This window comes from Burkholderia stabilis (assembly GCF_001742165.1).
Taxonomy (GTDB): Bacteria; Pseudomonadota; Gammaproteobacteria; order Burkholderiales; family Burkholderiaceae; genus Burkholderia; species Burkholderia stabilis.
Genome location: NZ_CP016442.1, coordinates 667,671 through 693,240, shown reverse-complemented (window position 1 = coordinate 693,240; position 25,570 = coordinate 667,671). Strand labels below are relative to the sequence as shown.

Here is a 25,570-nt window from a genome sequence, read left to right as displayed (position 1 = left end):
TTGTCCGCGCGCCCGTGCCGGCGCCGCTCGGGGCAAGCGCCCGCCGCGCTTGCCGGCTTCGTTCCGCTCCACCTCACCTGGGGGTTTCGTGAATCGCTCCGGTTCCCGCGCCGCGCTGCTGATCGGCGCCGCGCTTGTCCTTGCCGCCTGTCACCCGAAAGAATCCGCGCCGCCCGCGCCGCGCCCGGTCGTCGCGCTGCCCGCGCATGCCGACGACGCCGCGTCCGCGCGCACGCTCCCCGGCGAGATCCAGCCGCGTTACGCGACGCCGCTGTCGTTCCGCATCGCCGGCAAGATCATCGAGCGCAAGGTGCGCCTCGGCGATACGGTCAAGGTCGGCCAGGTCGTCGCGTTGCTCGATCCGTCCGACGTCGAGAAGAACGCCGCGAGCGCGCAGGCGCAGCTCGATGCGGCGACCCACAGCCTCGCGTTCGCGAAGCAGCAGCTCGACCGCGATCGCGCGCAGGCGCGTGAAAACCTGATCGCGACCGCGCAGCTCGAGCAGACCCAGAACAGCTACACGTCGGCGCTCGCGCAGCGCGACCAGGCGCAGCAGCAGCTCGCGCTCGCGAAGAACCAGCTCCGCTATGCGACGCTCGTCGCCGATCATGCGGGTTACATCACCGCCGAACAGGCCGATACCGGCCAGAACGTGTCGGCCGGCCAGGCCGTCTACCAGCTCGCGTGGTCCGGCGACATCGACGTCGTCAGCGACGTGCCGGAAGCCGCGCTCGCATCGCTTGCGCCCGGCCACACGGCGAACGTCACGCTGCCGTCGCTGCCGGGCCGCCAGTTCGCCGCGAAGGTGCGCGAAATCGCGCCGGCCGCCGATCCGCAAAGCCGCACGTACCGCGTGAAGCTCACGCTCGCCACGCCCGATCCGGCGATCCGCCTCGGGATGACCGCGAACGTCGCGTTCGACGGCACGCCGGCCGCCGGCGACGCGCAGCCGATCACGCTGCCCGCGACCGCGCTGTTCCACGACGGTGCGCAACCGGCCGTATGGGTCGTACGGACGAAGGACGACACGCTCGAATTGCGCCGCGTCGACGTCGCGCGCTTCAACGAGCGTACGGTCACCGTGTCGCACGGGCTGCAGCCGGGCGAACGCGTCGTGCTGCAGGGCGTGCATACGGTCAGCGCGGGCGAGAAAGTGCGTCCGATCGCGCCGCTGCACCCGGAGGACTTCGCATCGTGAGCGTCTCCCACGAAGAAGGCCGCTTCAACCTGTCCGCATGGGCGCTGCGCCACCAGGCGCTGGTCGTCTACCTGATCGCGCTTGCGACGCTCGCGGGCATCCTCGCGTACACGCGGCTCGCGCAATCCGAAGACCCGCCGTTCACGTTCCGCGTGATGGTGATCCGCACGTTCTGGCCCGGCGCGAGCGCGCGGCAGGTGCAGGAACAGGTGACGGACCGGATCGGCCGCAAGCTGCAGGAAACGCCGGCCATCGACTTCCTGCGCAGCTATTCGCGCCCCGGCGAATCGCTGATCTTCTTCACGATGAAGGATTCGGCGCCCGTGAAGGACGTGCCCGAAACCTGGTACCAGATCCGCAAGAAGGTCGGCGACATCGGCTACACGCTGCCGCCCGGCGTGCAGGGCCCGTTCTTCAACGACGAGTTCGGTGACGTCTACACCAATATCTGGACGCTCGAAGGCGACGGCTTCACGCCCGCTCAACTGCACGACTACGCGGATCAGTTGCGCACCGTGCTGCTGCGTGTGCCGGGCGTCGGCAAGGTCGATTATTTCGGCGACCCCGACCAGCGGATCTTCATCGAGGTCAACAACGCGCAGCTCACGCGTCTCGGCATCTCGCCGCAGCAGCTCGGGCAGGCGATCAACGCGCAGAACGACATCTCGTCGGCCGGCGTGCTGACGACCGCCGACGACCGCGTGTTCGTGCGGCCGAGCGGCCAGTTCGACAACGTCGACGCGATCGCCGATACGCTGATCCGCATCAACGGCCGCACGTTCCGGCTCGGCGATCTCGCGACCGTCAAGCGCGGCTACGACGACCCGGTCGTCACGCAGATGCGCGCGAACGGCAAAGCCGTGCTCGGCATCGGCGTGACGATGCAGCCGGGCGGCGACGTGATCCGGCTCGGCAAGGCGCTCGACGCCGAATCGAAGGACCTGCAGGCGCAGCTGCCGGCCGGCCTCAAGCTGACCGAGGTGTCGAGCATGCCGCACGCAGTCGCGCACTCGGTCGACGACTTCCTCGAAGCCGTCGCCGAAGCGGTCGCGATCGTGCTGGTCGTGAGCCTCGTGTCGCTCGGCCTGCGCACCGGGATGGTCGTCGTGATCTCGATTCCGGTCGTGCTCGCGGTGACGGCCCTCTTCATGTACATGTTCGACATCGGGCTGCACAAGGTGTCGCTCGGCACGCTCGTGCTCGCGCTCGGGCTGCTCGTCGACGACGCGATCATCGCGGTCGAGATGATGGCCGTGAAGCTCGAACAGGGCTACACCCGCGCGCGCGCCGCCGCGTTCGCCTATACGAGCACCGCGTTCCCGATGCTGACCGGCACGCTCGTCACGGTGTCGGGCTTCCTGCCGATCGCGCTCGCGAAATCGAGCACCGGCGAATACACGCGCTCGATCTTCGAGGTGTCGGCGATCGCACTGATCGCGTCGTGGTTCGCGGCCGTCGTGCTGATCCCGCTGCTGGGCTATCACATGCTGCCCGAGCGCAAGCGCGCCGCGCACGAGGCGCACCTGCCCGACGACCACGAGCACGACATCTACGACACGCGCTTCTACCGGCGGCTGCGCGGCTGGATCGACTGGTGCATCGAGCGGCGCTTCGTCGTGCTGCTGATCACGGGCGCGCTGTTCGTCGTGTCGCTGATGGGCTTCTCGCTGGTGCCGCAGCAGTTCTTCCCGAGCTCCGACCGGCCCGAGCTGCTGGTCGACCTGCGGCTGCCCGAAGGCGCGTCGTTCGCGGCGACGCTGCGCGAAACCGAGCGCCTCGAGAAAGTGATCGACAAGCGCCCCGAGATCGACCATTCGGTGAACTTCGTCGGCAGCGGCGCGCCACGCTTCTACCTGCCGCTCGACCAGCAATTGCAACTGCCGAACTTCGCGCAGTTCGTCATCACCGCGAAATCGGTCGAGGATCGCGAGAAGCTCGCGACCTGGCTCGAAACGACGCTGCGCGATCAGTTCCCGGCCGTGCGCTGGCGGCTGTCGCGGCTCGAGAACGGCCCGCCGGTCGGCTATCCGGTGCAGTTCCGCGTGAGCGGCGACAGCATCGCGACGGTCCGCTCGATCGCCGAGAAGGTCGCGGCGACGATGCGCGGCGACGCGCGCACGGTGAACGTGCAGTACGACTGGGACGAGCCGGCCGAGCGCTCGGTACGCTTCGAGATCGACCAGAAGAAGGCGCGCGAGCTGAACGTCACGTCGCAGGACGTGTCGAGCTTCCTCGCGATGACGCTGTCCGGCACGACCGTCACGCAGTACCGCGAACGCGACAAGCTGATCGCGGTCGACCTGCGCGCGCCGAAGGCCGATCGCGTCGACCCGGCGAAGCTGGCGGGGCTCGCGCTGCCGACGCCGAACGGCCCGGTGCCGCTCGGCTCGCTCGGCCGCTTCAAGCCGACGCTCGAATACGGCGTCGTGTGGGAGCGTGACCGTCAGCCGACGATCACCGTGCAGTCGGACGTGCGCGCCGGCGCGCAGGGCATCGACGTCACGCACGCGGTGGACGCGAAGCTGAACGCGCTGCGCGCGCAGTTGCCGGTCGGCTATCAGATCAACATCGGCGGCTCGGTCGAGGAAAGCGCGAAGGCGCAGAAGTCGATCAACGCGCAGATGCCGCTGATGGCGATCGCCGTGTTCACGCTGCTGATGATCCAGCTGCAGAGCTTCTCGCGCGTGCTGATGGTCGTGCTGACCGCGCCGCTCGGGCTGATCGGCGTGGTCGCCACGCTGCTGCTGTTCGGGCAGCCGTTCGGCTTCGTCGCGATGCTCGGCGTGATCGCGATGTTCGGGATCATCATGCGCAACTCGGTGATCCTCGTCGACCAGATCGAGCAGGACATCGCGGTCGGCCATGGCCGTGTCGACGCGATCATCGGCGCGACCGTGCGGCGTTTCCGCCCGATCACGCTGACGGCCGCGGCCGCCGTGCTCGCGCTGATTCCGCTGCTGCGCTCGAATTTCTTCGGGCCGATGGCGACCGCGCTGATGGGCGGCATCACGAGCGCGACCGTGCTGACGCTGTTCTACCTGCCCGCGCTGTATGCGACGTGGTTCCGCGTGAAGCGCGACGAGCGTGATCCGCAGGATGGCCCGCCGCAGGGCGGCAGCACGCCGGCCGCGCCGTCGGGAGCCTGACCATGGATGTATCGATGAACCTGAAAACGAAAACCGTGCGCGCGCTCGCGGCTGCGAGCCTCGCCGGCCCGCTCGCCGGCTGTGCGTGGTTCGCGCCGAGCGGCGAGCCGCCCGCGATGCCGTCGCCCGCGCATTACGGCACCGCGCCGCAAGTCCAGCAGACCGTCGCCGCGCAAGGCGTCACGCAGCAATTCGAAGTCGGCGCGCAACCCGTGCCCGACTGGTGGAAGCAGTACCGCTCCGATGCGCTGAACGCACTCGTCGACGAAGGGCTGCGCAACAGTCCGACGCTCAGTGCAGCATCGCATTCGCTGGATGCCGCGCGCGAGCAGTTGCGCGCCCAGGTCGGCAGCTCGATGCTGCCGTCGATCGACGCCGGCGGCCAGGCCACGCGCCAGCGCGCGCTCGGCGTACCGATCCCCGCGCTCGGCGCGCCGACGCTGCTGTACGACACGTTCGTCGGGCAACTGCAGGCGAGCTACACGATCGATCTGTTCGGCGCGTCGCGCTTCGCGAACCGCGCGCTCGCGAAACGCGTCGACGTCAGCGCGTTCCAGCTCGAATCCGCGCGGCGCGCGCTGGCCGCGAACATCGTCACCGCATCGATCACGGTGTCGGTGCTCAATGCGCAGATCAACACGACCGAGCGGCTCGTCGCGCTCGCGAACGACCAGGCGCACGACGCCGAGCGCCGCTACGCGCTCGGCTCGGCGTCGCGCAGCGACGCGCTGAACGCGCGGCAAAGCGCCGACACGTTCGCGGCCAGCCTGCCCGCGCTGCGCCAGCAGCGCGACTCGGCGCGCCATGCGCTCGCGGTGCTGGTCGGCCGCACGCCCGACCAGCCGCCGGCCGATCTCACGCTCGCCGATCTGCATCTGCCCGAGCAGGTGCCCGTCGTCGTGCCGTCGGACCTGCTGCAAAGCCGCCCGGACATCCAGGCGGCCGACGCGGGGCTGAAGGCGGCCGCGGCCGAAGTCGGCCTTGCGACCGCGCAGATGTTCCCGCAGCTGTCGCTGTCGGCGGCGATGGGCAAAGGCGGCTTCAGCTGGCCGGCGATGCTGTCGGGCGCCGGCGCGATCTGGAACGTCGGCGCGTCGCTGAGCCAGCCGATCTTCCACGGCGGCGCGCTGCTCGCGCAGCGCCGCGCGGCGAAGGCCACCTACGAGGCCGCGGTCGACCAGTACAAGCAGGCCGTGCTCGGCGCGTTCCAGAACGTCGCCGATTCGCTCGCGGCGCTCGAGCACGATGCCGAAGCGCTCGATGCGTCGTCCCGCGCCGCGCTGTCCGCGCGCGGCGCGTACGACGACGCGGCCGCCCGCGTGCGGCTCGGCGCGCTGCCGCCGTCGGCCGCGCGCGCGAGCGAACTGCAGTACCGCAATGCGCGGCTCGACGAGATCCGCGCGACCGGCGCGCGGTTCGCGGATACCGCACGGCTTTACCAGGCGATGGGCACGCCGCCGGCCGACAAGACCGACAAAGCCGGTCAGACCGCCAATACCAACACGGCGGCCAGTGCCGGCGCGCCCGGCAACGAAGCGCGCGCCGCCACGCCCGACACCTCGCCTTCGCCGCAATAAGCCGGCGCATCCATCGGGCGCGCAGGACACCACTGCGCGCCCGATTTCAGATCTTCCGCTTGACCCTCACGTAGCGTAACGTTCGAGACTCCAGTGTGCGTACCGAACGGAGGAACGAATGCGGCTGAAAGTGGGAGAACTGGCGAAACGCAGCGGGCTGACCGTCCGCACGCTTCATCACTATCACGCGATTGGCCTGCTGACGCCTTCGGCGCGCGCCGACAACGGCTACCGGCTGTACGACCGCCACGACATCGCCCGGCTCCACCAGATCCAGGCACTGCGTCGCTTCGGACTGTCGCTCACCGAAATCGGTGACTACCTGAACCAGCCCGGCACCCCGCTCGTCGATCTCGTCGCGAAGCAGATCGCGCTGCTCGACCGTCAGCTCGCGCAGACCGCGCAGCTGCGCACGCGGCTCGTGAGCCTGCACGCGCAGCTCGCCGCGGGCACGGAGCCGGAACTGGCCGATTGGCTCACCACACTGGAGTTGATGACCGTGTACGACAAATATTTCTCGGAAGAAGAACTCGCGCGCATGCCGATGTACCGCAAGAGCCAGAACGGCGACGCGGAATGGATCGCGCTCGTCGGCGACGTGCGCACGCTGCATGACGCGGGCGTGCCGGCGGAGGACGAGCGCGTCCGTGCGCTCGCCGGCCGCTGGATGTCGCTGCTCGTGCGCGACACGAACAACGACCCGCGGTTGCTGGCGAAGCTGAACCTGATGCACGAACACGAACCGGCGATGCAGTCGAAGATCGGCATTTCGACCGCGCTGCGCGACTACGTGCTGCGCGCGTCCGCCGAAACGAAGATGCGGATCTTCGAGAAATATCTCGCGCCGGACGAGATCCGCTTCATGCGCGCGCACTACGGCGAACGCGCGATGGATTGGCCGCAGTTGATGGCCGACGTGCGCGACGCGATCGATGCAGGCGCGAAGCCCGATTCGCCGGAGGGCCGCGCGCTCGCGCAACGCTGGCTCGAGCTGTTCTGCAGCTATGCAGGCACCGACCCGGCCACGCATGCGAAATTCCGTCACGCGATGATGAACGAGCCGGCGCTGACGAAAGACGCGTGGGTCGACGAAACGCTGCTCGGTTTCATCCGCGAGGCGATGGCGCAGCTTGCGCCTGCGCGCTGACCGGCGACATGGCGGACATGGCGGGTTGCCCGCCATGCCCGCGATCCTGGCCGCCCCGCTTCACCACCTGCAGCCGGTATCGCGAACCGCATCGAGGGCCGGCATCTGCAACGCAAGAAGGCCGCCACCCGAATACGCGTTCCGGCAATCGGCGCGACGCGCGCCCGACAGCCCTTTCGTCAATCTGGTTTCGACCTTATTCGACCGTATCCGCGATGCCGCGCCCCGTGATTGGACGACATGCCGCCGCATCGGCCGTGCGCCCACGCGATGCGTCAATCCGGCTCGCCATCGCCGTCGTCGCTGAACGCGAGCAGATCGCCGGGCTGGCAATCCAGATAACGGCAGATGGCCTCGAGCGTCGCAAAGCGGATGCCCTTGACCTTCCCTTGCTTGAGCAGCGACAGATTCTGTTCGGTGATGCCGACAGCGGCTGCCAGATCCTTCGAGCGGACCTTGCGGGTCGCGAGCATCACGTCGAGTTTGACTACGATCGACATGGGCGCCTCAGACGAACTGCCGATGTTCGGCGTCGAGTTCGCTCGCCTGCCGGAGGATGTGCGCGATGACCGCGATACAGGCCGCGGTAAACAGCGCGACGACATACGGCATGCTGAAGCCGATGCTGACCACGCGATGGCCGACCGGCTCGCGCATCGTCGCCCACACGCTCAGGAGCGGCTCGCACAGCAGGCTCAGCAGCACCCACAGGCCGATCGCGCGGCCCGTCTTGCCGAGATGGCCGGCCGCCTGCGCGGAGAAATAGTCGCGGCGCGCGTAAGTCCGGAACAGCGCGCGCAGATGGCGCAGGCCGTTCGCGAGCGCGATGAGCGGCACGCTCGACAGCACGATGCCGACCGCCTTTTGCCACCACGGGAATGCAGCGACATCCACATGCAGGTTCGACAGCACCGAATCCGTCAGGCCGAACACGAAACCCGGCCCGGAGTCGGCCGCGGCCAGCGACGGAAACGCCCAGCAAGCGGCGTTGAGCACCAGCATCGCGACGATGAACCACAACGTGACGGCGGCCATGCGCTGGCTGATACGGGCAATGCGATCGGAATCCATGCGAGTGTCCTCGACGGAGAATGAGCGTGTGCCGATTCTACGCCGATAATTATCGTAAAACGATAATTAATTGTCGTTTTGATGTAATTTTTTATCGGACAGCGTTCGCCTGCCGCTTCGGTGAACGCAACGCACGCGCGCGGCAAAGGCCGCGCGAGCGCCTACTCGTAGTCGCGCATGCTGATGCCGTGCCAGTGCTTCGTCATGTAGCGAAGAAACGCGGGATGGGCCTTCAGCTCAGCGTTCGGCACCGGCGGCGCGCCGCCGTCCATGAACCTGCCCTTGACTGTCACGGTCTCCTCGCCGCGCAGCACGTACTTCGTGCCCTGGTCGACCAGGAAGTACTTGACCTGGTCGGCGCTGACGTCGCCGCGGCAGCCGATCTTGTACGCGAACAGGAACTGCTTGTGGCCGTCGCCGAGCAGGTCGCGCATTTCGATCGAAGCGGGCACGACGTCGAGGATCACGTCGACCGGGCATTCCTTCACGTAGTCGCGCACCGTCCAGTCGGGGCGGCCGTCGAGCGTCGCGGAGACCCTGAGCTGAACATCGTCGCCAGATGTGGTCCGCGCGAACGTCACCGCATGCGCGCCGGCCGCATCGGTCCACGTGTATTCGGCAGCCTGTGCAAGGTGGGTCAGCGCGGCGGCGGCGAGAAAGAGGCCATGCGCAAGGAGGTGTGTCTGCTTCATCGGCAATGCGTTCCGGACCGTAAAGCGCGCCATTATCGGCAAAGCCGACCGCCACCGCCAGTCGCGCCCGGCACGCCCGGCACGCACACCGCTCACCGTTAGCGCGACCCGAGCCCGAGCGCCTTCATCCGCCGGTACAACGTCCGCTCGCTCATCCCGACCTGTTCGGCGAGCGCCTTGCGCGTGCCGTCGAACGTGCGCGCGATCCGCACGAGTTCCGTGTCCGACACGCCGCGCGCATCCGCCGCGCGATCCGGCGGGGCCGCCGCCGCGGCAACCAGCTCGGCCGGCAGATGCTCGACCCGGATCGTCCCGTCGTCCGCGAACAGGCATGCGCGTTCGAGCACGTTGCGCAGTTCGCGAATGTTGCCGGGCCACGCATACGCATCGAGACACGCGCGCGCGCGCTCGGTCAGCACGAACGGCCGGGCCGCGAACGGCCGCGCGTTTGCGTCGCCCGCGCCGGCGCGCGCGTTCGCGATCCGCCGCAGGATCGATTCGGCCAGCAGCGCGACGTCGCCTTGCCGTTCGCGCAGCGCCGGCAACGGAATCGGAAACGCGTTGATCCGGTAGTAGAGATCCTGCCGGAACCGGCCGTCGTCGATCATCTCGCGCAGCGGCTTGTGCGTGGCCGCGACGAGCCGGAAATCCGCGCGCAGCGCCTCGACGCCGCCGACGCGCCGGAACGTGCCCGACTCGATCAGCCGCAGCAGCTTCACCTGCATCGGCAGCGGTACGTCGCCGATCTCGTCGAGAAACAGCGTGCCGCCCTGCGCGGTCTCGACGAGGCCCGGCTTGCGCTGGTTCGCGCCGGTGAACGCGCCCTTCTCGTAGCCGAACAGTTCGCTCTCGAACAGCGACTCGGCGATCCCCGAGCAATCGACGACGACGAACGGCCCCATCGCGCGATCGCTCGCCTCGTGCAGCGCGCGCGCGAACAGCTCCTTGCCGGTGCCCGATTCACCGAGCAGCAGCACGGGCAGCGTCGACGGCGCGACGCGCTGCAGCGCGCCGAGCGCCGCGTTGAACGCGTCGGCGCCGCCGACGAGCCCTTCCGCGCTCGGCTGCGCGGACGCACTGCGCACGGTCGTGAGCCGCTCGACGTAGGCGATCACGTTGCCGTGTGCATCGAAGATCGGCCGCAGTTCGACGTCGACGTGCTCGGGGCCGCGCGGCGTGTGGTGGATGTGCAGCACGCGGTTCAGCCCGCGCGATTCGAGCGCCTGCTTCATCGGGCAGTGCTCGCCGGCCTGGTCGCACGGCACGTCGTAGTGATGCGACACCTGGAAACAGTGGCGGCCGACGTGCTCGACGCCCGCCACGCCGAACTGGCGCCGGTACGCATCGTTCGCCGCGAGGATGCGGTAGTCGGGATCGACGACGATCATCGGCTGCGGGTCCTGCTCCAGATACGCGACGAGCGCGCGCACGTCGGGCATGACGTCGCGGCGCGGCGCGGGAACGATCGGGATGGTGTCGTGCGGATGCATGCGGAAGGCTCGGTGGCGATTGTGCCGGACGGACTGCCAGGCTGACTGCCAATTCTGCCACGACACTGCCAGATATGGCAGTCCGCGTGCGCGACCGGATGCCACCGACGTCGGCGCATCGCGTCGGTCGCACCGAAAACCCGAGCCGAATCAAGTCTCTGGCGCATCGGCCGGGGGCGAGGCGCAGGCTGGCATGCTTCTTGAGATAAAGATCCCGATTGCAGATGCAGAACCCGATCGAGGACACCCCGTGAGCAACGCCCCCACGCTGTCGGTCGAAGGCTTTTTCGACCCGGCGACCCACACCGTCAGCTATCTCCTGCTCGACATGTCGAGCCGTGCATGCGCACTGATCGACAGCGTGCTCGACTACGACCCGAAATCCGGTCGCACGCGCACCGCCAGCGCCGACCGGCTGATCGAGCGCGTCGCCGAACTCGGCGCGACCGTGCACTGGCTGCTGGAGACGCACGTGCACGCCGACCACCTGTCGGCCGCGCCGTACCTGAAGGCGCGGGTCGGCGGCCGGATCGCGATCGGTTCGCACGTGCGCCGCGTGCAGCACGTATTCGGCACGCTGTTCAACGCCGGCCCCGGTTTCGCGGAGGACGGCCGCCAGTTCGACCAACTCGTCGACGACGGCGACACGCTCGCGCTCGGCGCGCTGACGATCCGCGCGCTGCATACGCCGGGCCACACGCCCGCGTGCATGACCTACTGCGTCGACGACGCGACGCAGCGAGCGGCCTTCGTCGGCGACACGCTGTTCATGCCCGACTACGGCACGGCCCGCTGCGATTTCCCGGGCGGCGACGCGCGCACGCTGTACCGCTCGATCGCGCGCGTGCTTAGCCTGCCGCCCGACACGCGCCTGTACCTGTGCCACGACTACCAGCCGGGCGGCCGCGACGTGCAGTTCGTGACGACCGTGGCCGAACAGCGCCGCGCGAACGTGCACGTGAAGGACGGCGTGACCGAGGACGATTTCGTCGCGATGCGCACCGCGCGCGATGCAACGCTCGACATGCCGGTGCTGATGCTGCCGTCCGTGCAGGTCAACATGCGCGCCGGCCACCTGCCCGAGCCCGAAAACAATGGCGTGCGCTACCTGAAGATCCCGCTCGACGCGATCTGAGCGCCAGCGCCCACATACACCGAGAACCCCGACATGACCTCCATTCGCAAGCTGACCGACGCGCTGTCGGTCTCGCCGCAGATCGCGGCGGCCGACCTGCCCGCGCTGCACGCGGCGGGCATCCGCGCGATCGTCTGCAACCGTCCCGACGGCGAAGGCCCCGACCAGCCGACCGTCACCGAGATCCGCGCGGCCGCCGCGCCGCTCGGCATCGACGTGCACTACCTGCCGGTCGACACGGGCAAGGTGACCGACGACCAGGCCGCGCAGTTCGGCGCGCTCGTCGCGTCGCTCGACGGCCCGGTGCTCGCGTACTGCCGCAGCGGCACGCGCTCGGCCACGCTGTGGGCGCTGTCGCAGGCGGGCTTGCGCCCGCTGAACGACATCGTCGCGACGGCCGGCGCGGCCGGCTACGACCTGCGCGCGCTCGCCTCGCGCGTCGCGCAAGGCGGCCGGCAGGCGGCGGCGCCAACCGTCGACGCGCGGCACGACATCGTGATCGTCGGCGCGGGCGCGGCGGGTATCGCGGTCGCGTCGAGCCTGCTCGCGCGCGACGCGTCGCTCGACATCGCGGTGATCGATCCGGCCGACGTGCACTACTACCAGCCGGGCTGGACGATGGTCGGCGCGGGCGTGTTCCGGCCCGAGACCACCGCGCGCCGAATGACCGACGTGCTGCCGCGCGGCGTGCAGCGGATCCAGGCCGCCGTCGCGGGCTTCGAGCCCGACGCGCATACGGTCGTGCTCGACGGCTGCCGGCGCATCGGCTACCGCAAGCTCGTCGTGTGCCCGGGGCTCAAGCTCGACTGGGATGCGATCGACGGCCTTGCCGACACGCTCGGCCGCAACGGCGTCACGTCGAACTACCGCTACGATCTCGCGCCGTACACGTGGGAGCTCGTCCGCGCGTTGCGCGGTGGCAATGCGCTCTTCACGCAGCCGCCGATGCCGATCAAGTGCGCGGGCGCGCCGCAGAAAGCGATGTACCTGTCGTGCGACCACTGGCGCCGCTCGGGCATCTCGACGCCGTGAACGTCGAGTTCCTGAATGCGGGCGGCGCGCTGTTCGGCGTCGCCGATTACGTGCCCGCGCTGATGGAGTACGTGAAAAGCTACGACATCGCACTGTCGTTCGGCCACAACCTCGTCGCGATCGACGGGCCCGCGCGCCGCGCGACGTTCGTGCGTACGCTGCCGGATGGCGGCAAGGAAACCGTCGTGCGCGCGTTCGACATGATCCACGTCGTACCGCCGCAGAAAGCGCCCGACTTCGTGCGCGCGAGCCCGCTCGCGGACGCGGCCGGCTGGATCGACGTCGACCCGGCGACGCTGCGGCACAAGCATTTTCCGGACATCTTCGCGCTCGGCGATGCGACCAACACGACCAATGCAAAAACGGCCGCCGCCGCCCGCAAGCAGGCGCCGGTCGTCGCGCACAACGTGCTCGCATCGCTCGGCCGTGCGCACGGCGACGCCGCGTACGATGGCTACGGCTCGTGCCCGCTCACCGTCGAGCGCGGCAAGATCGTGCTCGCCGAATTCCTGTACGGCGGCAAGGTCGCGCCGACCTTCCCCGCGTGGCTGATCGACGGCAAGCGGCCGTCGCGGCTCGCGTGGCTGCTCAAGGAACGCGTGCTGCCGCCGCTCTACTGGAAGGCAATGCTCAAGGGCCGCGAATGGCTCGCGAAACCCGCGATCGCACGTTGACCGGAGCCCGATGACGTCATGCTGATTTCTCTCGTACTGGGCGGCTTCGTCGGCGCCGTGCTCGGCCTGACCGGCGCGGGCGGCGGCATCCTCGCGGTGCCCGCGCTCGTCGTCGGCATGGGCTGGCCGATGCAGCAGGCCACGCCGGTCGCGCTCGTCGCGGTGGCGGGCAGCGCCGCGCTCGGCGCGCTCGAAGGCTTCCGCCGCGGGCTCGTGCGCTATCGCGCGGCGCTGCTGATGGCCGTGGCCGGCGTGCCGTTGACCACACTCGGCGTGCGGCTCGCGCACGTGCTGCCGCAACGCCTGCTGGTCGCGCTGTTCGCGCTGACGATGCTGGTCGTCGCCGGCCGCCTGCTGCGGCAGGCGCTGCGCAACGCCCCCGTCGACGCGGACGCGTCGCCGCTGTGCGTCGGTCGCGTGAATCCCGATACGGGCCGGCTCGTGTGGTCCTGGCCCGTCGGCCTGACGCTCGCGTCGACCGGCGCGGTGACCGGCCTGATGACGGGGCTGCTCGGCGTCGGCGGCGGTTTCGTGATCGTGCCGATGCTGCGCAAGTTCACGAACGTGTCGATGCACGGCGTCGTCGCGACGTCGCTGATGGTGATCGCGCTCGTCGGCACCGGCGGCGTGTTCGCGACGCTCGTGTCGGGCACGCGCGCGCCGCTCGACGTGACGCTGTGGTTCGCCGTCGCGACCGCGTTCGGGATGGCCGCGGGCCGCGGCGCATCGCGGTATCTCGCCGCGCGGCACGTGCAGGCGGGTTTCGCGGCCGTGCTCGTGTGCGTCGCGCTCGGGTTGCTGGCGAAGGCCGTGTTCGGCGCGTGAGCCACCGGCCAGCGCACGCCCCTTTTCCAAAACAAAACGCCCGGCCCGACTGATCGTCGGCACCGGGCGTTTTTCATTGCGGCCGCAACCCGTGCGTCAGGCCGCAACCCCCGCCATCCGCTTGCGCTCCTGGCGCAGCATCACGAAGTTCGCGATCACGACGCCGGCCGTCACCGCGACGATGAACAGCGTCGCGAGCGCGTTCATTTCCGGGTTCAGCCCGAGGCGCACGCGCGAGAACACGACGAGCGGCAGCGTCGTCGAGCCGGGGCCCGACAGGAACGCCGACAGCACGAGGTCGTCGATCGACAGCGTGAACGACAGCAGCCAGCCGGCGATCAGCGCCTGCGAGATCAGCGGCAGCGTGATCGTGAAGAACACCTTCAACGGCGTCGCGCCGAGATCGAGCGCGGCTTCCTCCAGCGACGGGTTCAGCTCGCGCACGCGCGACTGCACGATGATCGCGACGTACGAGATGCACAGCATCACGTGGCCGAGCCAGATCGTGAACACGCCGCGCTCGGCCGGCCAGCCGATCCACTTCGCCAGCTCGATGAACAGCAGCAGCAGCGAGATCCCCTGGATCACCTCGGGAATCACGAGCGGCGCGTTGATCATCCCGCTGAACAGCGCGAAGCCGCGAAAGCGCCCCATCCGCGCGAGCACGAAACCGGCCCACGTGCCGATGAACACCGACGCGAACGCGGTCAGCACGCCGATCTTCAGCGACAGCCACGCGGCCGTCAGCAGCTCGTCGTCCTCGACGAGCGCCGAGTACCAGCGGAACGAGAAACCCGACCACACGGTGACGAGCTTCGACTCGTTGAACGAATAGACGATCAGGCTGATGATCGGGATGTACAGGAACGCGAAGCCGGCAAACAGCGCCGCGAACTGCAGGTAACGATTCGGCTTCATCGACGGCGGCCCTCCTGCTCCTTCGCCTGGAAGTGCTGGAACATCGCCATCGGCACGAGCAGCAGCAGCACCATCGCGCAGGTCACGGCCGACGCCATCGGCCAGTCTGCGTTGTTGAAGAACTCGTTCCACATCACGCGGCCGATCATCAGCGTGTTCGCGCCGCCGAGCAGTTCCGGAATCACGTACTCGCCCACCGCCGGGATGAACACGAGCAGGCAGCCCGCGATGATCCCGTTCTTCGACAGCGGCAGCGTGATCTGCACGAACGCCTTCCACGGCTTCGCGCCGAGGTCGTACGCGGCTTCGAGCAGGCGCAGGTCCATCTTCACGAGGTGCGCGTACAGCGGCATCACGAGGAACGGCAGGTACGAATACACCATCCCGATGTACACCGCGTAGTTCGTGCGGTACAGCTCGATCGGCGTATGCGTCAGGCCAATCCACATCAGGAAGTTGTTCAACAGGCCGTTGTTCTTCAGGATGCCGATCCATGCGTACACGCGGATCAGGAACGACGTCCAGAACGGCAGCATCACGCCCATCATCAGCAGGTTGCGGGTCGCCGGGTTCGAGCGCGCGATGTAGTAAGCCATCGGATAACCGACCAGCAGACACAGCAGCGTCGTGACCGCGGCCACCCACACCGAGTTCACGTAGGTCGCGAAATACAGGCTGTCCGTCAACAGGAACGCGTAGTGCGACAGGTTCAGCGCGATGTGCACGACGCCGTCGGTGTACGACGCGAGCTCCGTGTACGGCGGAATGCCGAGCTGCAGCTCCGCGAAGCTGATCTTGACGACCAGCACGAACGGCACGAGGAAGAACAGCACGAGCCACGTGTACGGGCCCGCGACGACCGCCGTGGCGCCCGTCAGGTTGAAGCGCCGCACCGGCCACTCGAGCAGGGACTTGAACGCGTTCATGACGTCAGCACCACGCCTGCGGTCGCGCTCCAGCGCACGTAGATCTCGTCGCCGAGCGCCGGCGTGTCGAGTTCGGTGATCGCGAGGCTCGACACGTTCGCGATCACCGTCTTGCCCGCGTCGAGCTTCACGTGATACAGCGAATAGCCGCCCATGTACGCGACGTTGCTGATCCTGCCGCGCGCCCAGTTGAACGCGCCTTCGGGCGGCTTGCGCGTGAGCGCGATCCGCTCGGGGCGCACCGACACCGTGACCGGCATCCCGAGCGGGCCCGAGATCCCGTGGCTCACGTACAGCCGGCTCGGCAGCTCCGGCGATTCGATGTACACGTGATCGGGTTCATCTTCGACGGTCACGCCGTCGAACAGGTTCGTCGAGCCGATGAACTCGGCCGAGAAGCGGCTGTTCGGATATTCGTAGACTTCGTTCGGCGAGCCGATCTGCACGATCTGGCCTTCGCTCATCACCGCGAGGCGGTTGGCCATCGTCATCGCCTCTTCCTGGTCGTGCGTGACCATGATGCAGGTGACGCCGACCTTGTTCAGGATGTTGACGAGCTCGATCTGCGTGCGCTGGCGGATCTGCTTGTCGAGTGCGGACATCGGCTCGTCGAGCAGCAGCAGCTTCGGGCGCTTGACCAGCGAACGCGCGAGCGCGACGCGCTGCTGCTGGCCGCCGGACAGCTGATGCGGCTTGCGCTTCGCGTACTTGCTCATCTGCACGAGTTCGAGCGCCGACGCCACGCGCTCCTTCAGCTCGCCCTTCGGCGTGCCTTCCTGCTTGAGGCCGAACGCGACGTTCGACTCGACCGACATGTGCGGGAACAGCGCATACGACTGGAACATCATGTTCACGGGCCGCTTGTACGGCGGCATCTGCGCGAGATCCTCGCCGTCGATCAGGATCTTGCCCGACGTGACCGTCTCGAGGCCCGCGAGCATCCGCAGCAACGTCGACTTGCCGCAGCCCGAGCTGCCAAGCAGCGCGAACAGCTCGCCCTGGCGCACGTTCAGGTTGACGCTGCGCACGGCTTCGGTGTCGCCGAATTTCTTGACGACGTCGACGATCTGGACAAAGTTCTCGGCGCGCACATCGGCGCCGGACGTGGAAACGGAGGACGGCGCGCCCGCGACCGGCGCACTCGACTGACTATTCATGATGTGCTGCTTCTCTCCTGCGTTAGACGAACAAAGCCCCCGGGGGCACCAGGGGCTTCATGACTGCTGGTTCACTTCGGCTCGCGTCAGCGGCCCGACTTCAGCTCGGTCCACAGACGCGTCTGCAGACGCTGGATTTCAGGCGGCAGCGGCTTGAGCAGGAACAGCGTCTTCACGACGTCGGCCGGCGGGTAGACGGCCGGGTCGTTCGCGACGTCGGGCCGCACGTACTTGCGTGCCTCGGCGTTTGCGCTCGGGTAGTACACCGCGTTCGTGATCGCCGCGTGCACCTTCGGATCCTCGATGTAGTTGATCCACTGCAGCGCGGCATCCTTGTTCTTCGCATCCTTCGGGATCGCCATCACGTCGAACCACACCGGCGCGCCGCCCTTCGGAATGTAGTACTCGACCTTGTACGACTTCTTCGCTTCCATCGCGCGATGCTTCGCGATCACGACGTCGCCCGACCAGCCGAACGCGAAGCAGATGTCGCCGCCGACCAGGTCGTTGATGTAGCCCGACGAGTTGAATTGCGTGATGTACGGGCGGATCTTCTTCAGCACTTCCATCGCGGCCTTGTAGTCGGCCGGGTTCGTGCTCATCGGATCCTTGCCGATGTAGTGCAGCGTCGCCGCGAACATCTGGTCGGGCGCGTCGAGCACCGACACGCCGCAGGTCTTCAGCTTCGAGATGTTTTCCGGCTTGAACAAGATGTCCCAGTTGTCGAGCGGGACCTTGCCGAGCGCCTGCTGCGCCTTGGTGAGGTTGTACGCGAGACCGGTCGTGCCGTATGCCCAGGGCACCGAGAACTTGTTGCCCGGGTCTGCGCCGGCGACGAGCGCCATCAGTTGCGGATCGAGGTACTTGAGGTTCGGCAGCTTCGACTTGTCGAGCGGCGCGAAGATGCCGGCGGCGATCTGCTTGCCCGCGTAGTTGCTGGTCGGCACCACGATGTCGTAGCCCGAGCTGCCGGTCAGCAGCTTCGCCTGCAGCGTGTCGTCGCTGTCGTAGTTGTCGTAGCGGACCTTGACGCCGCTCTGCTTCTCGAAGTTCGGGATCGTGTCCTTCGCAATGTAGTCCGACCAGTTGTAGATATTAAGCTGCGTATCCTTCGCCGCTGCCGCCGACGCACCCACGCACAGCGCGAGCGCTGCGAACCGGCCCACTACCTTTGCTTTCATCCCGTTCTCCCTCCGGCCGGACCGTGTGTCCGGCTGCCGTCTTGCCTCGTCACGGCGGCGCATTCTGGCGCTCCGCCCCTCGAAAACCCCGAAAACTACCATCATTCGCGTTCCGTCACAAAAAAATCATGCCGGTGTCGCGCAAACGGAACAGATTCCCTCCGACGGCCGGTCCAGCCGCCCGTGCAGCGGGCATTCCGGGGGAAATTCTATCGGGTAATCGGCGGCTGTCCACCGGGAAAAACAGGTGGCGGCGAAACGGCCGTCGGACATCGGCCGGGTGACATACCCGGCGGTCGCGCACGCCGCCGTTTTCACCGGTGAAATCGCGACGCTCGGCGGGCATCGCGCACCGGAGCCGGCCGCCATGGCCGCACCGTCACCGGCCGTGGCCCGTCATCGATCGCCGGTCCATACTGTCGCCACAACGCACCGGTACAGCACGCCGGCCGCACCCGCCCGACCACCCGGCGCCGATGCATTAAAATGACGGCCTGACGATTCAACTGCGCGAACCCTTCCGATGGCCTCCAATCTCCACGACCTGCCCGACAGCCCCTGTATCGGCGTGTGCTCGACCCTCTTCGACGAAGTCTGCAAGGGCTGCGGCCGCACGGCCGCCGAAGTGTCGAACTGGGTGTTCCTGAGCGACGACGAAAAACGCGCGGTGTGGGAGCGCATCACGCGCGAAGGCGTCGCGATGCGCTTCCAGTACGACAAGCTGTAATGCTTCCTGCGTCGGCGCATGCCGACGCGATGCACATCGGCGGGCTCGCCTGCCCGCGTGCGGGTCGCCCGTCGGCGACCGAACACCGCCGAGCGCGTGTGGCCACTCCCCAAGCGTTGGCCACGCCCCGCCTGCCTCTCTCCTTCCCTGCCTCCTGCGCTGACGCGACACACGCGGCGACATCCGTTTTCCTTCCGCCTTCCCGCCGCCCGCGAACGCCGGGGCAGGAATGACGCGATGCGTCTGCCGTCCCGATCGGCGATTAACGACCGACACGTCACGGCTCATCACTTTCGGTCTTCGATATCGTCCATCGAGATCCAACCCATACCGCTTTATCGTTATTGAAGTTGAAAAATATTGCATCTGACATTCGTAACGATCAAAACACCATTCATTCCAAGATAAGCCCAATTATTTTCATTAATAGAAAGAACGTAATTCGATAAAAATAATCCCGTAATTTTGTACATGTCCGATGTCAATTCCGCATTTCAATTGATAAATTCCAATCCGCTCACCAGAAACAGCGGCGAGCGAATTTCCTTCCATTAGTCAAAAAGCCGGATAATCGAATCCGTTTCGGCATTCCGGCTTGTTACCTGGAACTCGATCAAATGAAATTCATTAAGATGGCGAACCGTACGTCCGGCCTCCTGATTGCAGGTCTGCTCGCGATGGGCAGCACATCCGCGTTCGCCGACTCGTTCAACGTCAAGGTGATCGGCAAGATCAAGCCCGCCGCCTGCACACCGACCCTCGCCGGCGGCGGCACGTTCGATTACGGACTCATCGGCACCGCAGAACTCAATCCGACCGACCACACGCTGCTCGCGGTCCGTTCCGATTCGCTCACGATCACCTGCGATGCAGCCGCCCGCGTCGCACTGACGACGGCCGACAATCGCGCCGGCACCGGCGCATTCTCCGGCAATATCAATTTCTTCGACACGTCGTCTCCGGTCGCATGGCAATTCGGGCTCGGTACGGCTTCCGGAAAAAATATCGGTGCCTTTGCAATCCGGTTCAGAAAAAACACGTTCCAGGCAGATGGCGTGGCCGTCGAATCGATTTTTTCGAACACCGGCGGCGCCACCTGGGCCATATCCAACGGAATCACCGACAATACCGGCGGCTATGAATCCTGGGCAAAGAAGGGCCAACTCGTGCCGGTCGCAGCAAAGGTCTTCACCGGCACGCTCGACGTGCAGGCCGCCATCGACAAGACGTCGAATCTCGATCTGAGCCAGGAAATCAATCTCGACGGTCTCGCGACCGTATCGCTCGTGTACCTGTAATTCCGGTACGTCTGTTCCCGACGATTGTCCTTAGCGCCTCACCGGCGCTAACTGCGCCGCCGCTTCGGTAAAGCGGCGGCGCAACGCGTGCCCGCGCCAACAGGTAGCCGATTCCATGAACTCCTCTGTGATCCATTCCCTGCGTTTGTCGTTGTTCGTCCCTCTCCTCGGTTGCCTGATCGGCACGAACGCCGCACACGCGATGGGCGTCGTGCCCGATACATCCGTGGTGATCGTCGACGAGGCCGATGGCGAAGGAACGGTCTCGGTCAAAAACACCGACGATCAGCCGACGCTCCTTCATACGACGATCGAGCCGATCCCCGAAGACCAGACCGAGCTCGTCATCGTGACGCCCCGATCGCGCGCGTCGAAGGCGGCGCGGCGCAACTCGTCCGGTTCGTGCTCGCCGGAAACGAGCCGCTCGCAACGCAGCGCCTCGCCCGCGTGTCGTTCTCGGGCATTCCGCCGAAGCGCCAGGGCAGGAACGAGATCCGGACGATCCTGCGCCAGAACCTGCCCGTGCTCATTCAGCCGCGCGACCTTGCCCCCAACGATGCGCCGTGGACGTTGCTGAAGTGGTCGATCGAGGGCGGCGAACTGGTCGTGCGCAACGACAGCCGCTACGTGGTGCGTCTCGAACAGAAAGTACAGTTGCTGCCGACGCAACAGGTCGTGTCGCTGCCGGCGCCTTATGTGCTGGCCGGGCAGGCACGCAGGATCGCGCTCGCCGGCGGCGCCGGCGCGACGCCCGAGCGCGTCCGCCTGTTTCCCGCCACGGTCTACGGCTACTCGGTCGATCACTACGACGCGCCGCTCGCAACCGGTGCGGCCGATGCGGTCACACACCGGTAAGTGCCGCGCGCCGCTTCCGGGCCGGCGGTCGCGGGCACCGCTCGCAACCGGGACGTCCTGCTCGCGTTCGGGCTGTACCTCGTCGCAGGCAGCACACCGTGCTCGGCAACCTCCAACGCCGGCGGCATCGCGCCCGACACGCTCGAATTCGATACGGGCGCGCTGCGCGAGCACGGCATCGACGCCACGGCTGCCCGCTACTTCGAGCATGCGCCACGCTTTGTTCCCGGTACCGCATCCGTCCGGCTGACGGTCAACGGCCGGCGCGCGGGCCGCGCCGACGCGCGGTTCGACGACGGCGGCAACCTGTGCGCCACGCCGGCCCTGCTCGATGCGGCCGGCCTCGTCGTCCCCGATGCTTTCCGCGACGCCACCGTGCCGGCCACTGCCCCCGACGCCGCGCCGTGCGACGACTTTCGGCGCGTCTATCCGCAAGCGCTCGTCATGCTGCGTCCGGCCGACGGCGCCATCGACCTCGTCGTGCCGGCCGACGCGCTCGCGAAGGCCCGGCGCACGCCGGATACGTTCGAGCACGGCGGCTTCGCCGCGCTCGTCAACTACGATCTGCTCGCGATGACGACGCGCAGTCCGGCCGGCACGACGCAATACGGGCAGGTCACGACCGAAGCCGGGTTCAACGTGTCGGACTGGATCGTCCGCAGCAGCCAGATCGTCACGGCCGCGGACGGGCACGTCGCCATCGACCATCAAGTCGCCTACGCGCAGCGCACGTTCGCATCGCACGGCACGACATGGCAGGCGGGCCAGATCGTCCCGCGCTCGACGCTGTTCGCAACCGGCCGGCTGTTCGGCCTGCAGATGTTTCCGGACGAAGCGCTGGCCGCCTCGCCCGGGACTGCCGCGCGAGTAACCGGTATCGCACGCACACAGGCGCGCGTCGAGGTGCGCCAGCTCGGCGTGCTGATTCATGCGTCGCAGTTGCCGCCCGGCCCTTTTGTACTGGGCGATCTGCCGCTCGTCAGCGGCACGGCCGATCTCGATGTGACGGTCGTCGAGGCAACCGGCGACGCGCAGCATTTCATCGTGCCGGGCTCGTCGCTGTCCGGCGCGGGGCTCGCCGCCGCACAAGGGCTCTCGATCGCGGTCGGCCGCCTGCAGAACGAGGGATACGCGCAAGCGCCGTGGCTCGCGACCGCCACCCGCGGCTGGCAGATCCGCCAGCGCGCCCGGTTGAACGCCGGCGTCCTGGTGTCGTCGCCCTTGCAGTCGGCCGCGGCGAGCGTCGAATTCGCCCCGCTTGCCGGCGTCGATGCAGCCGTCGGCATCGACGTCAGCCGCACCGCCGGTGAGCGCGGCGCCCAGACCCGTGTCGCCCTGGCCAGCAACCAGGGCACGCCGTTGAGCGCCAGCGTGTCGTTTGCGCGGCGTACGGCCGGATACCGGGAGCTGACCGATGCCGTCCGTGCGCCGGACGCATTCACGTCGCCCTCGCACACGCAATTCGCTGCGGCGCTCGGCTGGCACGATCGCACGGTCGGCATGCTGTCGCTCAACTACTCGCGCGTCGGGATAGTCGACGGCCCCGACATGCAGCGGGTCGCCGGCACATGGGTCCGTCCGTTCGGGCGCGGATCGGTTTCGCTGAACGTGAACCGCACGCTTGGCGCCCGCGGCGCGGGCGGCACCCAGGTCTACGTGAGCATGACCGTGCCGATCGGCCAGCGCAGTGTCAGCGCTTACGCGAACGTCACCGGCGACGCGTTGCGCTCAGGCGCGCGCTATGCCGACACGTTCGGCCGCACCGGCAACTACAGCGTCTCGGCCGACTACGACACCGCGATCCGTTCGCCGTCGATACGCACGACGCTCAGCGCCACGCCGAATCATGTGCGCGCGACCCTGAACGCGAGCCTCGACGGCCCCGGCCGCTCCACGATCGGCGTCAACCTGCGCGGCGCGCTCGCGCTGCTCGAGGGTGTCGGCATGCTGTCGCCGTACGAGATTCGCGACACGCTTGCGCTCGCCAGCGTCGGCAATCGCGCCGGCATCGAACTCGCGACGCCGTCCGGCCCGGTCTGGACCGATCGGCACGGCCGCGCCGTCATCGCATCGCTGCCCGCCTATGCGCAGACGTTCATTCGGGTCAACACGAAAAGCCTGCCGCGCAATCTCGACCTGAAGAACGGCCTGCAGCGCATCGAAGCCGGGCGCGGCTCGGTCAGCCGCGTCGAATTCGCCGTCGAACAAACGCGGCGCGTGCTGCTCACCGTGACGCAAGCCAACGGCGCGTTGCTGCCGACACTGTCGACCGTCATCGACGACGGCGACCGGTTCGTGACCGTCAGCGGCGGCGAAGGCAAGCTGCTGCTCACGGGCGACCAGGCGACGAAGCCGCTGCGAATCGTATTGCCGGACGGCAAGCACTGTCGCCTGACGTTCGCGCTGCCGGACGTGCCGCCCGCCACGACGCGCTATTACGAACGGATCGATGCACGCTGCGAGTCATGGCTCGTCACCGCCGCGAGCGCCGGATAAAAAAAAGCGACATGCCGACCGGCATGCCGCCAACCCCAACTCTGTTCTTTTCCCGCTACGCGTCAGAACTTCATCCCGACGCCCACGCCGACGATCAGCGGATCGATATGCAACGTGCCGATGCCCTTGTCGCCGAGCGTCGCATCGGTGCTCATCCAGATCTTCTTCACGTCGACGTTCATGAACACCTTCTTCGTCACCTGCACGTCCACGCCGAACTGCAGTGCCGGGCCGAAGCTGCTCTTGTTGATCGACACGCCCTGCCCGCCGACGTTGAGCCCGTTGTTGTAGAAGTACGTGTAGTTCAGCCCCGCGCCGACGTACGGGCGCACCTTGCCCGCATGGTTGAAGTGGTACTGCAGCAGCAATGTAGGCGGCAGCACGCCCACGCCGCCGAGATTGCCGAGGCTCGACGTCAACTGATGCCGCGACGTGCCGAGGATCAGCTCGACGCCGAGGTAATCGCGGATCATGTACGTGAAATCGAGCTCGGGCACGATCGCGTTGTTCACGCCGACGTTGAGTGCGCCCAGCGTGTCGCTCGCGCGCTCGTTCGGCTGGATGCTGATCGCGCGCAGCCGGACCAGCACGTCACCCTGGTTGATGCCGTCGCCCGGCGACGCAGCGTGCGATACCGCCGGCATCGCGATGACGCTTGCCGCGACGGCGGCAGCGGTGACACAAGTTCGAATCGTTTTATGCATGGTACGGACCCCCAAAGAATGGTTTCCATTCTCCCTGCAGGGTCTTTTCGTCATCTTGATATCCGTCAAGCCAGCGTAAACGTGGGACGGTTTGCCGCAGGCTCGGCCGCACATCCCGTCAGCAGCAGGTCGAGCAAATCGCGCACGCTGCGGATCGCGCGGCCGAACGGCAACGCTTCGCGGCCGCGAAAGAACAGCCCGTTCGCGACGTCGCCGCGCAGCGCGGCCGCGAGCCGCGTGTCGATGCAGAAATGGCCGAACTTCTCGATGCCGTCGCGCAAGCCGCAGACACTCAGGCATTCGAGCGCGGTCGGACAGCGCTGCTTCAGCGCGCCGAGCTTGTTGCGGATGCGCGTCTCGTTGCGCAGGTAACGATCGAGCCATGGCGTCTTCACCGCGCGCGCGGGCAGCCCCGTCACGCTGACGAATTCGACGATGTCGTCGGGCGTCGCATCGGCGAGCACGCGCTTGAAATGCGGATGCGCGTCGCCCTCCTCCGTCACCGCGAACGGCGTTCCGACCTGCACGCCGTTCGCGCCGGCCGCCAACGCCGCGCGCACCGTGTCGTGGCTGTTGATCCCGCCCGCAACGATCAGCGGGATCGTGTCGCGCGCGAGGCCGAGCGACGCCATCACCTGTGCGGCCTCGTCGAGCACGCGCGCGAAATCGAAGCGTGGGTCATGCATGTCGTCGATCTGCGTGACGCCGAGGTGGCCGCCCGCGTGCGCCGGATGCTCGATCACGATCGCATCGGGCAGGCGCCCCTTCTTCATCCACTTCTTCAGTACGAGCGCGATCCCGCGGCTGTCCGACAGGATCGGGATCAGCGCGATGTCGTGGCCTTGCGTGAGATCGGGCAGGTCGAGCGGCAGGCCCGCGCCCATCACGATCGCGTCCGCGCCCTCGTCGCACGCGACGCGCACGTAGTCCGCCTGCGCGCTCACGGCCTTCATCACGTTGACCGCGATCATCCCGCGCCCTTCGCTCCAGGTTTTCGCGAGACGGATCTCGCGCGCCAGTGCGTCGAGATTCGCGGCTTCGAGCGTCGCGCGGTCGGGCTGCGCGCGGCAACGCGCGAGCAGGTCCGCATGATGATGGCGCAGGTCGATGCTCGCGATCGTGCCGACCGCGCCTTCGCGCGCGACGCTGCCCGCGAGACGGTGCGCGGAAATGCCGACGCCCATGCCGCCCTGCACGACGGGTAGCAAAGTGCGGCCGCGAATCGTCAGCGGCGGGAAGGAAGTGCGTACGGTCATCGGATATCTCGTCGGAACATCGGAAACGCGATGATCGACGATCCACCGAAGCGCACCTTGACGGC

Annotated in this window: 19 protein-coding genes and 2 pseudogenes; 11 read left to right on the top strand and 10 right to left on the bottom strand. The window is 67.5% G+C overall.

The window, feature by feature from the left end:
* Positions 1–88: 88 nt before the first annotated feature.
* The 4 genes from BBJ41_RS03305 (at position 89) to BBJ41_RS03290 (ending at position 7,068) form a co-directional block, all read left to right on the top strand.
* The gene (locus tag BBJ41_RS03305; RefSeq protein WP_069745303.1) at positions 89–1,198 is read left to right on the top strand and encodes an efflux RND transporter periplasmic adaptor subunit; all 1,110 of its coding nucleotides are present in this window, start codon (positions 89–91) and stop codon (positions 1,196–1,198) included.
* Positions 1,195–4,344, top strand: a complete 3,150-nt coding sequence (locus tag BBJ41_RS03300; protein WP_069745302.1) for an efflux RND transporter permease subunit — start codon at positions 1,195–1,197, stop codon at positions 4,342–4,344. The genes BBJ41_RS03305 and BBJ41_RS03300 overlap by 4 nt, the downstream gene beginning before the upstream one ends.
* A 2-nt stretch (positions 4,345–4,346) precedes the next feature.
* The gene (locus BBJ41_RS03295) at positions 4,347–5,921 is read left to right on the top strand and encodes an efflux transporter outer membrane subunit (RefSeq protein ID WP_069745301.1); all 1,575 of its coding nucleotides are present in this window, start codon (positions 4,347–4,349) and stop codon (positions 5,919–5,921) included.
* 118 nt (positions 5,922–6,039) lie between these two features.
* Positions 6,040–7,068: a MerR family transcriptional regulator gene (locus BBJ41_RS03290; protein ID WP_069745300.1), complete on the top strand. Its 1,029-nt coding sequence runs from the start codon at positions 6,040–6,042 to the stop codon at positions 7,066–7,068.
* A gap of 275 nt (positions 7,069–7,343) precedes the next feature.
* On the opposite strand, the gene BBJ41_RS03285 is transcribed toward BBJ41_RS03290, so the two are convergent.
* From BBJ41_RS03285 to BBJ41_RS03270, 4 genes are all read right to left on the bottom strand, one after another.
* A complete protein-coding gene (locus tag BBJ41_RS03285) occupies positions 7,344–7,568 on the bottom strand; it encodes a helix-turn-helix domain-containing protein (RefSeq protein ID WP_069745299.1) in 225 nt (74 codons plus the stop codon).
* Positions 7,569–7,575: 7 nt separating this feature from the next.
* Positions 7,576–8,139: a DUF2975 domain-containing protein gene (locus BBJ41_RS03280; RefSeq protein WP_069745298.1), complete on the bottom strand. Its 564-nt coding sequence runs from the start codon at positions 8,137–8,139 to the stop codon at positions 7,576–7,578.
* Between the two features lie 161 nt (positions 8,140–8,300).
* Positions 8,301–8,831: a M949_RS01915 family surface polysaccharide biosynthesis protein gene (locus BBJ41_RS03275; protein WP_069747555.1), complete on the bottom strand. Its 531-nt coding sequence runs from the start codon at positions 8,829–8,831 to the stop codon at positions 8,301–8,303.
* A gap of 98 nt (positions 8,832–8,929) precedes the next feature.
* The gene (locus BBJ41_RS03270; protein ID WP_069745297.1) at positions 8,930–10,321 is read right to left on the bottom strand and encodes a sigma-54 interaction domain-containing protein; all 1,392 of its coding nucleotides are present in this window, start codon (positions 10,319–10,321) and stop codon (positions 8,930–8,932) included.
* Positions 10,322–10,571: 250 nt separating this feature from the next.
* Here BBJ41_RS03270 and BBJ41_RS03265 point away from each other — a divergent pair, with 250 nt between their 5' ends.
* The 3 genes and pseudogenes from BBJ41_RS03265 to BBJ41_RS03255 all read left to right on the top strand — a co-directional run bounded on the left by BBJ41_RS03265 (position 10,572) and on the right by BBJ41_RS03255 (position 13,987).
* Positions 10,572–11,456 (top strand): MBL fold metallo-hydrolase, encoded by an 885-nt coding sequence (locus BBJ41_RS03265; RefSeq protein WP_069745296.1) that lies wholly within the window; start codon positions 10,572–10,574, stop codon positions 11,454–11,456.
* Between the two features lie 33 nt (positions 11,457–11,489).
* A pseudogene (locus tag BBJ41_RS03260) lies at positions 11,490–13,162 on the top strand (bifunctional protein tyrosine phosphatase family protein/NAD(P)/FAD-dependent oxidoreductase).
* Positions 13,163–13,180: 18 nt separating this feature from the next.
* Entirely contained in the window at positions 13,181–13,987 is an 807-nt protein-coding gene (locus BBJ41_RS03255; RefSeq protein ID WP_069745295.1) for a sulfite exporter TauE/SafE family protein, read from the top strand.
* A gap of 96 nt (positions 13,988–14,083) precedes the next feature.
* Here the strand turns inward: BBJ41_RS03255 and BBJ41_RS03250 are convergent, their stop codons facing one another.
* The 4 genes from BBJ41_RS03250 to BBJ41_RS03235 form a co-directional block, all read right to left on the bottom strand.
* Positions 14,084–14,905, bottom strand: coding sequence for an ABC transporter permease subunit (locus tag BBJ41_RS03250; protein ID WP_069745294.1), 822 nt, complete (start codon positions 14,903–14,905; stop codon positions 14,084–14,086).
* A complete protein-coding gene (locus tag BBJ41_RS03245; protein WP_069745293.1) occupies positions 14,902–15,831 on the bottom strand; it encodes an ABC transporter permease subunit in 930 nt (309 codons plus the stop codon). The genes BBJ41_RS03250 and BBJ41_RS03245 overlap by 4 nt, the downstream gene beginning before the upstream one ends.
* Complete coding sequence (locus tag BBJ41_RS03240; protein ID WP_069745292.1) at positions 15,828–16,988, bottom strand: ABC transporter ATP-binding protein; 1,161 nt, start codon at positions 16,986–16,988, stop codon at positions 15,828–15,830. The genes BBJ41_RS03245 and BBJ41_RS03240 overlap by 4 nt, the downstream gene beginning before the upstream one ends.
* Before the next feature lie 86 nt (positions 16,989–17,074).
* Entirely contained in the window at positions 17,075–18,169 is a 1,095-nt protein-coding gene (locus BBJ41_RS03235) for a polyamine ABC transporter substrate-binding protein (protein ID WP_069745291.1), read from the bottom strand.
* A gap of 523 nt (positions 18,170–18,692) precedes the next feature.
* On the opposite strand from BBJ41_RS03235, the gene BBJ41_RS03230 reads away from it, so the two are divergent.
* From BBJ41_RS03230 to BBJ41_RS03215, 4 genes and pseudogenes are all read left to right on the top strand, one after another.
* Positions 18,693–18,896 (top strand): DUF1289 domain-containing protein, encoded by a 204-nt coding sequence (locus BBJ41_RS03230; protein WP_069745290.1) that lies wholly within the window; start codon positions 18,693–18,695, stop codon positions 18,894–18,896.
* A 719-nt stretch (positions 18,897–19,615) separates the two neighbouring features.
* Positions 19,616–20,194 (top strand): DUF1120 domain-containing protein, encoded by a 579-nt coding sequence (locus BBJ41_RS03225; RefSeq protein ID WP_236872050.1) that lies wholly within the window; start codon positions 19,616–19,618, stop codon positions 20,192–20,194.
* 115 nt (positions 20,195–20,309) lie between these two features.
* Positions 20,310–21,049: pseudogene (locus BBJ41_RS03220) on the top strand (fimbria/pilus chaperone family protein).
* Positions 21,050–23,545, top strand: coding sequence for a fimbria/pilus outer membrane usher protein (locus BBJ41_RS03215; protein ID WP_083281790.1), 2,496 nt, complete (start codon positions 21,050–21,052; stop codon positions 23,543–23,545).
* Positions 23,546–23,607: 62 nt separating this feature from the next.
* Here BBJ41_RS03215 and BBJ41_RS03210 read toward each other — a convergent pair whose 3' ends face one another.
* Both BBJ41_RS03210 and BBJ41_RS03205 read right to left on the bottom strand, forming a co-directional pair.
* Positions 23,608–24,249: an OmpW/AlkL family protein gene (locus BBJ41_RS03210; protein WP_069745288.1), complete on the bottom strand. Its 642-nt coding sequence runs from the start codon at positions 24,247–24,249 to the stop codon at positions 23,608–23,610.
* A gap of 65 nt (positions 24,250–24,314) precedes the next feature.
* Positions 24,315–25,505, bottom strand: coding sequence for an NAD(P)H-dependent flavin oxidoreductase (locus BBJ41_RS03205; RefSeq protein WP_069745287.1), 1,191 nt, complete (start codon positions 25,503–25,505; stop codon positions 24,315–24,317).
* Between the last annotated feature and the right edge of the window lie 65 nt (positions 25,506–25,570).

Bases quoted from the DNA above. Each gene is read 5' to 3' on its own strand.
- BBJ41_RS03295 (WP_069745301.1), top strand. From the start codon at position 4,347: ATGGATGTATCGATGAACCTGAAAACGAAAACCGTGCGCGCGCTCGCG.
- BBJ41_RS03290 (WP_069745300.1), top strand. From the start codon at position 6,040: ATGCGGCTGAAAGTGGGAGAACTGGCGAAACGCAGCGGGCTGACCGTC.
- BBJ41_RS03285 (WP_069745299.1), bottom strand. From the start codon at position 7,568: ATGTCGATCGTAGTCAAACTCGACGTGATGCTCGCGACCCGCAAGGTC.
- BBJ41_RS03280 (WP_069745298.1), bottom strand. From the start codon at position 8,139: ATGGATTCCGATCGCATTGCCCGTATCAGCCAGCGCATGGCCGCCGTC.
- BBJ41_RS03275 (WP_069747555.1), bottom strand. From the start codon at position 8,831: ATGAAGCAGACACACCTCCTTGCGCATGGCCTCTTTCTCGCCGCCGCC.
- BBJ41_RS03270 (WP_069745297.1), bottom strand. From the start codon at position 10,321: ATGCATCCGCACGACACCATCCCGATCGTTCCCGCGCCGCGCCGCGAC.
- BBJ41_RS03255 (WP_069745295.1), top strand. From the start codon at position 13,181: ATGCTGATTTCTCTCGTACTGGGCGGCTTCGTCGGCGCCGTGCTCGGC.
- BBJ41_RS03250 (WP_069745294.1), bottom strand. From the start codon at position 14,905: ATGAAGCCGAATCGTTACCTGCAGTTCGCGGCGCTGTTTGCCGGCTTC.
- BBJ41_RS03245 (WP_069745293.1), bottom strand. From the start codon at position 15,831: ATGAACGCGTTCAAGTCCCTGCTCGAGTGGCCGGTGCGGCGCTTCAAC.
- BBJ41_RS03240 (WP_069745292.1), bottom strand. From the start codon at position 16,988: ATGAATAGTCAGTCGAGTGCGCCGGTCGCGGGCGCGCCGTCCTCCGTT.
- BBJ41_RS03235 (WP_069745291.1), bottom strand. From the start codon at position 18,169: ATGAAAGCAAAGGTAGTGGGCCGGTTCGCAGCGCTCGCGCTGTGCGTG.
- BBJ41_RS03230 (WP_069745290.1), top strand. From the start codon at position 18,693: ATGGCCTCCAATCTCCACGACCTGCCCGACAGCCCCTGTATCGGCGTG.
- BBJ41_RS03210 (WP_069745288.1), bottom strand. From the start codon at position 24,249: ATGCATAAAACGATTCGAACTTGTGTCACCGCTGCCGCCGTCGCGGCA.
- BBJ41_RS03205 (WP_069745287.1), bottom strand. From the start codon at position 25,505: ATGACCGTACGCACTTCCTTCCCGCCGCTGACGATTCGCGGCCGCACT.